Here is a 7,778-nt window from a genome sequence, read left to right on the forward strand (position 1 = left end):
CGGTCTTGCGTTTCCGACTCTATCAGATCTTTCCGATCCGATTTCCTCGGTGTGCTTTCCGGCCTTTCGGCCTTCCGGCGGTTCCGACTCTATCAAACTCTTTCGTGTCCGATTCCCGGCCGGCGGGTTTTGCCTTTCAGTTCTCCGCTTTCGCGTTTCCCTTTCCGGCGGTTCCGACTTTATCAGAAGTTCTGGGTCGGAATTCCCCGCCCCCTGCGGGCAGCCCACAGCACACATGAGTGTGCGGGGTTCCCGTTCAGGCGGAGACGTAAACGTACTGGAGCGGAGCGCCCCGATGCAAATCGGGGGCCCCGCTCCGGAGTTGGCGGCGTCGGAGGCCTCAGACCTCGACGACGACCGGGAGGATCATCGGACGCCGGCGGTAGGTGTCGGAGACCCACTTGCCCACCGTGCGACGCACGAGCTGCTGCAACTGGTGCGGCTCGGCGACGCCGTCGGAGGCTGCCTTGGCGATCGCGTCCTCGATCTTCGGCATGACGGCCGCGAAGGTCGAGTCCTCGATGCCCGAGCCCCGGGCGTGGATGTTCGGTCCGCCCACGACCTTGCCGGTTGTGCTGTCGACGACGAGGAAGACCGAGATGATGCCTTCTTCGCCGAGGATGCGACGGTCCTTGAGCGCGGGCTCCGTGACGTCGCCGACGGAGAGACCGTCGACGTACACATAGCCGGCCTGGACCTTGCCGACGATCGTGGCCTTGCCGTCGACCAGGTCGACGACCACGCCGTCCTCGGCGATCACGATGCGGTCCTTGGGGACACCTGTCAGGGCGCCGAGCTCCGCGTTGGCACGCAGGTGGCGCCATTCGCCGTGGACCGGCATCAGGTTCTTCGGCTTGCAGATGTTGTAGAAGTACAGCAGCTCACCGGCCGACGCGTGACCCGAGACATGGACCTTGGCATTGCCCTTGTGGACGACGTTCGCGCCCCAGCGGGTCAGGCCGTTGATCACGCGGTACACCGCGTTCTCGTTACCCGGGATGAGGGACGAGGCCAGGATGACCGTGTCACCCTGGACGATGCGGATCTGGTGATCGCGGTTCGCCATCCGGGAGAGAGCGGCCATCGGCTCCCCCTGGGAGCCGGTGCAGACGAGCACCACCTCGTGGTCCGGGAGATCGTCGAGGGTCTTCACGTCGACGACCAGGCCGGCCGGGACCCGCAGATAACCGAGGTCCCGGGCGATGCCCATGTTCCGGACCATCGAGCGGCCCACGAAAGCCACGCGCCTGCCGTACTCGTGGGCGGCGTCCAGGATCTGCTGGATGCGGTGGACGTGGCTGGCGAAGCTGGCCACGATGATGCGCTTCTGCGCGTTGGCGAAGACCGTGCGCAGGACGTTCGAGATGTCGCGCTCGGGCGGGACGAATCCCGGGACCTCCGCGTTGGTCGAGTCGGAGAGGAGGAGGTCGATGCCCTCCTCGCTCAGCCGCGCGAAGGCGTGCAGGTCGGTGAGGCGCCGGTCCAGCGGAAGCTGGTCCATCTTGAAGTCGCCGGTGTGGACGACCATGCCCGCAGGGGTGCGGATGGCGACCGCCAGGGCGTCCGGGATGGAGTGGTTGACCGCGATGAACTCGCAGTCGAAGGGGCCGATGCGCTCACGGTGCCCCTCGGTCACCTCGAGGGTGTAGGGGCGGATCCGGTGCTCCTGGAGCTTGGCCTCGATCAGCGCGAGGGTCAGCTTGGAGCCGATCAGCGGGATGTCCGGCTTCAGCCGGAGCAGGAACGGGACGCCGCCGATGTGGTCCTCGTGGCCGTGCGTGAGCACGATGCCGTCGATGTCGTCGAGGCGGTCCCTGATGGTGGTGAAGTCCGGCAGGATCAGGTCGATGCCGGGCTGCTCCTCCTCGGGGAAGAGGACACCGCAGTCGACGATGAGCAGCCGGCCGCCGTATTCGAAGACGGTCATGTTGCGGCCGATCTCACCGAGACCGCCGAGCGGCGTGACGCGCAGACCGCCATTCGGCAGCTTGGGCGGCGCGCCGAGTTCAGGATGCGGATGACTCAAAAGACTCTCCTCACCATGTACGCCACCTGCCGCGGGGGCACGTGGCGTACATGACATTCGTGCACTTGCTGTTGTCTGTGTCCGGCCGGGTCCGTCGGCCGACCGCTGTGGGTCGGCCCGTCTCGGTCTCGTCGGCCGGTTTCGTCTATTCAGTTGTGAAGTCTGTTCAGAGCTCTACCCCGCCGGCTGCCAGGTCGACCTTGAGCTGCGCGGTTTCTTCCGGCGAGAGCTCGACGAGGGGAAGCCGGAGCGGACCGGCGGGCAGTCCCTGGAGGGTCAGTGCCGCCTTGGTCGTGATGACGCCCTGGGTGCGGAACATGCCGGTGAACACCGGCAGCAGCTTCTGGTGGATCTCTGTGGCCTTCTGGACGTCACCGCCGCGGTGGGCGTCGAGCAGCGCACGCAGCTCGGGCGTGACGACGTGGCCCACGACGGAGACGAAGCCGCAGGCGCCGACGGAGAGCAGCGGCAGGTTGAGCATGTCGTCGCCCGAGTACCAGGCGAGGCCGCTGCGGGCGATGGCCCAGCTGGCGCGGCCGAGGTCGCCCTTGGCGTCCTTGTTGGCGACGATCCGCGGGTGCTCGGCAAGGCGGACGATCGTCTCCGTGTCGATCGGCACGCCACTGCGGCCGGGGATGTCGTAAAGGATCACGGGCAGCTCGGTCGAGTCCGCGATGGCCCGGAAGTGGCGGAGCAGGCCCTCCTGAGGGGGCTTGTTGTAGTACGGCGTGACGGCGAGCAGGCCGTGCGCGCCGGCCCGTTCGGCGGCGCGGGCGAGCTCGATGCTGTGGCGGGTGTCGTTCGTGCCGATACCGGCGACGACATGGGCCCGGTCTCCGACCGCTTCCAGTACTGCCCGTACGAGCTGGTCTTTCTCCGCGTCGCTGGTGGTGGGCGACTCGCCGGTGGTGCCGTTGACGACCAGGCCGTCGTTGCCTGCGTCCACCAGATGGGCGGCCAGCTGCTGGGCGCCCACGAGATCAAGTGCGCCGTCCGCCGTGAAGGGCGAAACCATGGCGGTGAGGACCCGCCCGAAGGGGGTCTGCGGAGTGGAGATCGGAGCCATGGGTAACACGCTACTCGCTGCTCATCGCCGGATGCCCCCTTGGGGGACGTGACGTACGACGTGGCATGCGGAGCCCGGCACTGCCTGCTCGGGGGTTCAAGCAGTGCCGGGTCCGTTTGATCAGCCTAGATGAACTTCTCGAAACGCCGCAATACGGACACCTCGTCCGGGCCCGCCGTACATGTGTGCCCTACTACGGTGCGATGCGTCCGTTGGCGTTGAATGCGGCGTATGTGAGCGGCATGAGCTTCGCCCAGTGCTGCTCCATCTTCTCGCCGACCATCTCGATCTCACGCTGTGGGAAGGACGGGACCTTCGCCAGCTCGTGCTGGGTGCGCAGGCCGAGGAAGTGCATCAGCGAGCGGGCATTGCACGTCGCGTACATCGAGGAGTACATACCGACAGGCAGAACAGCACGGGCCACCTCGCGGGCGACGCCGGCGTCGAGCATCTCCACGTACGCCTCGTACGCATGGGTGTAGGAGTCGGTCATCACCCGGCCGGTCAGCTCCTGCTGCGCCTGGGTGCCCTCGACGAAGACGTACTTCCCCGGACGGCCTTCCTGGACGAGCTTGCGCTCGGCGTCCGGGATGTAGAAGACCGGCTCGAGGCGGCGGTAGCGGCCGGACTCCTCGTTGTACGACCAGCCGGCGCGGTGCCGCATGAACTCACGGAAGACGAAGATCGGGGCGCTGATGAAGAACGTCATCGAGTTGTGCTCGAAGGGGCTTCCGTGGCGGTCCCGCATCAGGTAATTGATCAGGCCCTTGGAGCGCTCCGGGTCCTTCGAGAGCTCCTCGAGGGACTGCTCGCCCGCGGTGGAGACACGGGCGGCCCACAGCACGTCGGAGTCTCCGGCGGTGTGCTTCACCAACTCGACGGTCACGTCGCTCCGGAAGCTGGGCTTGGCCATCTCTGCGGGGGTCTCACTCACCGGCGGGGTCCTTCCATCTGCATCGCTCGGGCGGCGCCCACTCTACGGCGCGGCACCGACAGCGCCGACCATGCCGTCCGTTCGAGGTGTCCTTTGGTCAATTCGGGGAATTCGGGCACCGAATGACGTCCGCGCTCGTCTGTACGAGTAGCGGTGTTCAACCACGCAGCCGTTCCATCACGAGTTACAGGAGAGTCCCTGATGTCCCTCCCCCAGCCATCGCTGGGCGGTGCCCCCCGGCGAGAGGCCGTCCCCTTCGCGTTCGTCGCCGAGGCCGATGCCTTTCGCAGTAATGTCACTCCCCCTCCCCCCGTCCGTCCCAGCCGTTCAGAGCTCGCGGGACGGGTTCTTGTCGGGCTGACCGTCGTGGCCGGCCTGGTGGGGTCGCTGCTCTTCGGGCTGCCGGCGCTGGACGCCGGGGGCACGCCCTCGCAGCCCAAGAAGTCCGAAGCGTCCCAGAACCGCTGAGGCAGTCGCCGCCGGGGGCAGGGGGACGCCCTAGACACCCTGGGGTGGTCGGCGCCCGGCGGCCTCGGTAGCCTCACCGGGCACAGCCCAACCGAGTGTGCTGGTGAGTGAGGATCAGTCGTGCCCCTGCCTTTCCTGACGGCCGACCGTGCTTTTGACACGCAAGAGGACGACGTCGCGCTGCCTTTCGACGATCACGACCAGTGGCGGCGTCCGTACCGGCCCGGCCCATGGCGGGTCGGGGCCGCCGCCCTGCTGTTGCTGCTCGCCTCGTTCGTGCTGATCGCGGGCGTGATCATCGCCTTCGCGGGTGCCCTGCCGGGTTCCGGGGTGTGCTTCGTGCTCGGCCTCGCGGTGATCGCGGCCGCGCTGCGGCTGTTGCGCATGGGGGTCTGGGTCAGCCGGCACGGCCTGCGGCGCGTGGCCTTCTTCGCGACGACCACCGTCCCGTGGCGCCGTACCTCGGAACTGCGCACCGTGCAGCAGCCGGTGCGCTGGCTGGGCCTGCCCCGGACGGTGCAGGGTCAGGCGCTCGTGGCCGCCCGCCCGGGCGGGGAGCCGCTCACGCTGCTCACCGACCACAACGCCGACTTCCTCTCACGACCGGAAGCCTTCGACCGCGCCGCGGACACCGTGGAGGCGTGGGGCGCGGAGTACCGGGCCGGCTGACCAGCCACTTCCCCCGCCGCCCCGGTCGGCGCCGGATTCAGTTCGGGACGGGCCTGCCGTCGTGCAGCGCGATCGCGCGCTGCATCGCGCGGCGGGCCCGCGGTGTGTCACGGGCGTCGTGATAGGCGACGGCCAGCCGGAACCAGCAGCGCCAGTCGCCGGGTGAGTCCTCGGTCTCCGCGCGCCGCTTGGCGAACACGGCGTCCGCGGAGTCACGGTCGATGCGCCCGCCGGGCGTACGGACCAGCTCGTCGACGGGCAGCCCGCCCTCGGCCTCCAGCTCGGCGGCCAGCTGGTTGGCGCGGTTGACGAAACGGGTGTTCATCCACAGGAACCAGACGCCGATCACCGGCAGGATCAGCACCGCGACACCGAACGTGACGGTCAGCGCGGTGCCCTGCTTCAGCAGCATCACGCCCCGGCTGCCGACGAGGACGAAGTAGACGACCAGGACGGCAGCCGTGACGAAGTACGTGATCTTTGCGCGCATGGTCCGCTTCAGCCGAGGTCGAGGAAGTTCTCCAGGCCGAACGTGAGGCCTGGAGCGGACACCACACGGCGGACGCCGAGCAGGATGCCGGGCATGAAGCTGCTGTGGTGCAGCGAGTCATGACGGATGGTCAGGGTCTCGCCCTCCCCACCGAGCAGCACCTCCTGGTGGGCCAGGAGCCCGCGCAGCCGGACGGCGTGCACCGGGACGCCGTCGACGTCCGCGCCCCGCGCACCCTCGAGGGCGGTGACGGTGGCGTCGGGCTGCGGCGCGCAGCCCGCCTCGGCGCGGGCCGCGGCGATGAGCTGGGCCGTGCGGGTGGCGGTGCCGGACGGGGCGTCGGCCTTGTTCGGGTGGTGCAGCTCGACGACCTCGACCGACTCGTAGTAACGAGCGGCCTGCTGGGCGAACTTCATGGTGAGGACCGCGCCGATGGAGAAGTTGGGCGCGATGAGCACTCCGGTCTCCGGGGAGGCGGCGAGCGACGTGTTCAGCTGCGCCAGGCGGTCGTCCGTCCAGCCGGTGGTGCCGACGACCGCGTGCATGCCGTGGCGTACGCAGAAGTCCAGGTTGCCCATCACGGAGGCCGGAGTGGTCAGCTCGACGACGACCTGGGTGCCGGAGTCCACGAGGGTCTCCAGCTTGTCGCCGCGGCCGAGCACCGCCACCAGTTCCATGTCCTCCGCGGCCTCGACGGCGCGTACGGCTTCGGAGCCGATACGGCCCTTGGCGCCCAGGACGGCCACGCGCAGCTTGCTCATCGCTAACTTCCCTCGTTCCTAGGAGACCGCTTCGTGGAGGCGGTCCGCCTGCTTGTCCTTGAGCGGGCCGATGACCGACAGCGACGGGCGCTGTCCCAGCACCTCGCCGGCCACCGCGCGCACTTCGTCGGGGGTGACGGCCGATATGCGGGCGAGCATCTCGTCGACCGACATCTGGGAGCCCCAGCACAGCTCGCTCTTGCCGATGCGGTTCATCAGCGCGCCGGTGTCCTCCAGGCCGAGGACCGTGGAGCCGGAGAGCTGACCGATGGCGCGCTCGATCTCCTCGTCGGGCAGGCCGTCGGAGGCGACCCGGTCGAGTTCGTCCCGGCAGATCTTGAGCACGTCGTGGACCTGGCTGGGCCGGCAGCCGGCGTACACGCCGAACAGGCCGGTGTCGGCGAAGCCGGACGTGTACGAGTACACGCTGTAGGCGAGGCCGCGCTTCTCCCGGACCTCCTGGAAGAGGCGGGAGGACATGCCGCCGCCGAGCGCGGTGTTCAGGACGCCGAGCGCCCAGCGCCGCTCGTCGGTCCGGGCGAGGCCCGGCACGCCGAGCACGACGTGTGCCTGTTCCGTCCTGCGGTTCTGGAGTTCGACCTTGCCCGCTGTGCGCAGCGCGCGGCTGCCGTCGCGGGGCGGCGTGGGGACGGCGTCCGTACGGGACAGTGCGCCGGCCTTGTCGAAGGCGCGGCGGACCTGGCGCACGACCGTCGCGTGGTCGATGTTGCCCGCGGCCGCGACGACGAGGTGGGTCGGGTCGTAGTGCTTCTTGTAGAAGCGCCGCACGCGGTCCGCGGTCAGGGCGTTCACGGTGTCGACGGTGCCGAGTACCGGGCGGCCCAGGGGCGTGTCGCCGAACATGGTGTGTGCGAACAGGTCGTGCACACAGTCGCCGGGGTCGTCCTCGGTCATCGCGATCTCCTCGAGGATGACACCGCGCTCCGCGTCGACGTCCTCCTGAAGGATCAGCGAGCCGGTGAGCATGTCGCAGACGACGTCGATGGCGAGCGGCAGATCGGTGTCGAGCACCCGCGCGTAGTAGCAGGTGTACTCCTTGGCCGTGAAGGCGTTCATCTCGCCGCCGACCGCGTCGATCGCGGCGGAGATGTCGAGGGCGGACCGCTTGTGGGTGCCCTTGAACAGGAGGTGCTCGAGGTAGTGCGTCGCGCCGCCGAGGGAGGGCGTCTCGTCGCGTGAGCCGACGTTCGCCCAGATGCCGAAGGTGGCGGACCGTACGGAGGGCAGCGTCTCGGTGACGACGCGCAGACCGCCGGGGAGGGTGGTGCGCCGGACGGTGCCGATTCCGTCCTTGCCCTTGAGGAGGGTTTGGGTACGGGCGACGGCCCGCGCCTCCGAGGAGG

General features: G+C 68.9%; 8 protein-coding genes. 2 read left to right on the forward strand and 6 right to left on the reverse strand.

Annotated features, from left to right (window positions below; translation table 11 throughout):
* Positions 1-340 precede the first annotated feature (340 nt).
* From ACWGH4_RS26345 to thyX, 3 genes are all read right to left on the reverse strand, one after another.
* Complete coding sequence (locus ACWGH4_RS26345) at positions 341-2,026, reverse strand: ribonuclease J (protein ID WP_453465339.1); 1,686 nt, start codon at positions 2,024-2,026, stop codon at positions 341-343.
* Positions 2,027-2,192: 166 nt separating this feature from the next.
* Positions 2,193-3,092, reverse strand: a complete 900-nt coding sequence (gene dapA, locus ACWGH4_RS26350) for a 4-hydroxy-tetrahydrodipicolinate synthase (protein WP_453465341.1) — start codon at positions 3,090-3,092, stop codon at positions 2,193-2,195.
* A gap of 193 nt (positions 3,093-3,285) precedes the next feature.
* Entirely contained in the window at positions 3,286-4,026 is a 741-nt protein-coding gene (thyX, locus tag ACWGH4_RS26355) for an FAD-dependent thymidylate synthase (RefSeq protein ID WP_441266337.1), read from the reverse strand.
* A 201-nt stretch (positions 4,027-4,227) separates the two neighbouring features.
* Between thyX and ACWGH4_RS26360 the strand changes: the two genes are divergently transcribed.
* Both ACWGH4_RS26360 and ACWGH4_RS26365 read left to right on the forward strand, forming a co-directional pair.
* A complete protein-coding gene (locus ACWGH4_RS26360) occupies positions 4,228-4,494 on the forward strand; it encodes a hypothetical protein (RefSeq protein WP_441266338.1) in 267 nt (88 codons plus the stop codon).
* A 120-nt stretch (positions 4,495-4,614) separates the two neighbouring features.
* Complete coding sequence (locus ACWGH4_RS26365; RefSeq protein ID WP_453465344.1) at positions 4,615-5,163, forward strand: hypothetical protein; 549 nt, start codon at positions 4,615-4,617, stop codon at positions 5,161-5,163.
* Positions 5,164-5,200: 37 nt separating this feature from the next.
* Here ACWGH4_RS26365 and ACWGH4_RS26370 read toward each other — a convergent pair whose 3' ends face one another.
* The 3 genes from ACWGH4_RS26370 to ACWGH4_RS26380 all read right to left on the reverse strand — a co-directional run.
* Positions 5,201-5,653: a tetratricopeptide repeat protein gene (locus ACWGH4_RS26370; protein WP_005311182.1), complete on the reverse strand. Its 453-nt coding sequence runs from the start codon at positions 5,651-5,653 to the stop codon at positions 5,201-5,203.
* 8 nt (positions 5,654-5,661) lie between these two features.
* On the reverse strand, positions 5,662-6,414 hold the full coding sequence (gene dapB, locus ACWGH4_RS26375) for a 4-hydroxy-tetrahydrodipicolinate reductase (RefSeq protein WP_453465346.1): 753 nt from the start codon (positions 6,412-6,414) through the stop codon (positions 5,662-5,664).
* A gap of 18 nt (positions 6,415-6,432) precedes the next feature.
* A partial coding sequence (locus tag ACWGH4_RS26380; protein ID WP_453465348.1) for a M16 family metallopeptidase occupies positions 6,433-7,778 on the reverse strand: 1,346 nt, incomplete at its 5' end.

The organism is Streptomyces sp. NPDC054847 (assembly GCF_053610925.1).

Bases quoted from the DNA above. Each gene is read 5' to 3' on its own strand.
- ACWGH4_RS26360 (WP_441266338.1), top strand. From the start codon at position 4,228: ATGTCCCTCCCCCAGCCATCGCTGGGCGGTGCCCCCCGGCGAGAGGCC.
- dapA (WP_453465341.1), bottom strand. From the start codon at position 3,092: ATGGCTCCGATCTCCACTCCGCAGACCCCCTTCGGGCGGGTCCTCACC.
- dapB (WP_453465346.1), bottom strand. From the start codon at position 6,414: ATGAGCAAGCTGCGCGTGGCCGTCCTGGGCGCCAAGGGCCGTATCGGC.
- ACWGH4_RS26370 (WP_005311182.1), bottom strand. From the start codon at position 5,653: ATGCGCGCAAAGATCACGTACTTCGTCACGGCTGCCGTCCTGGTCGTC.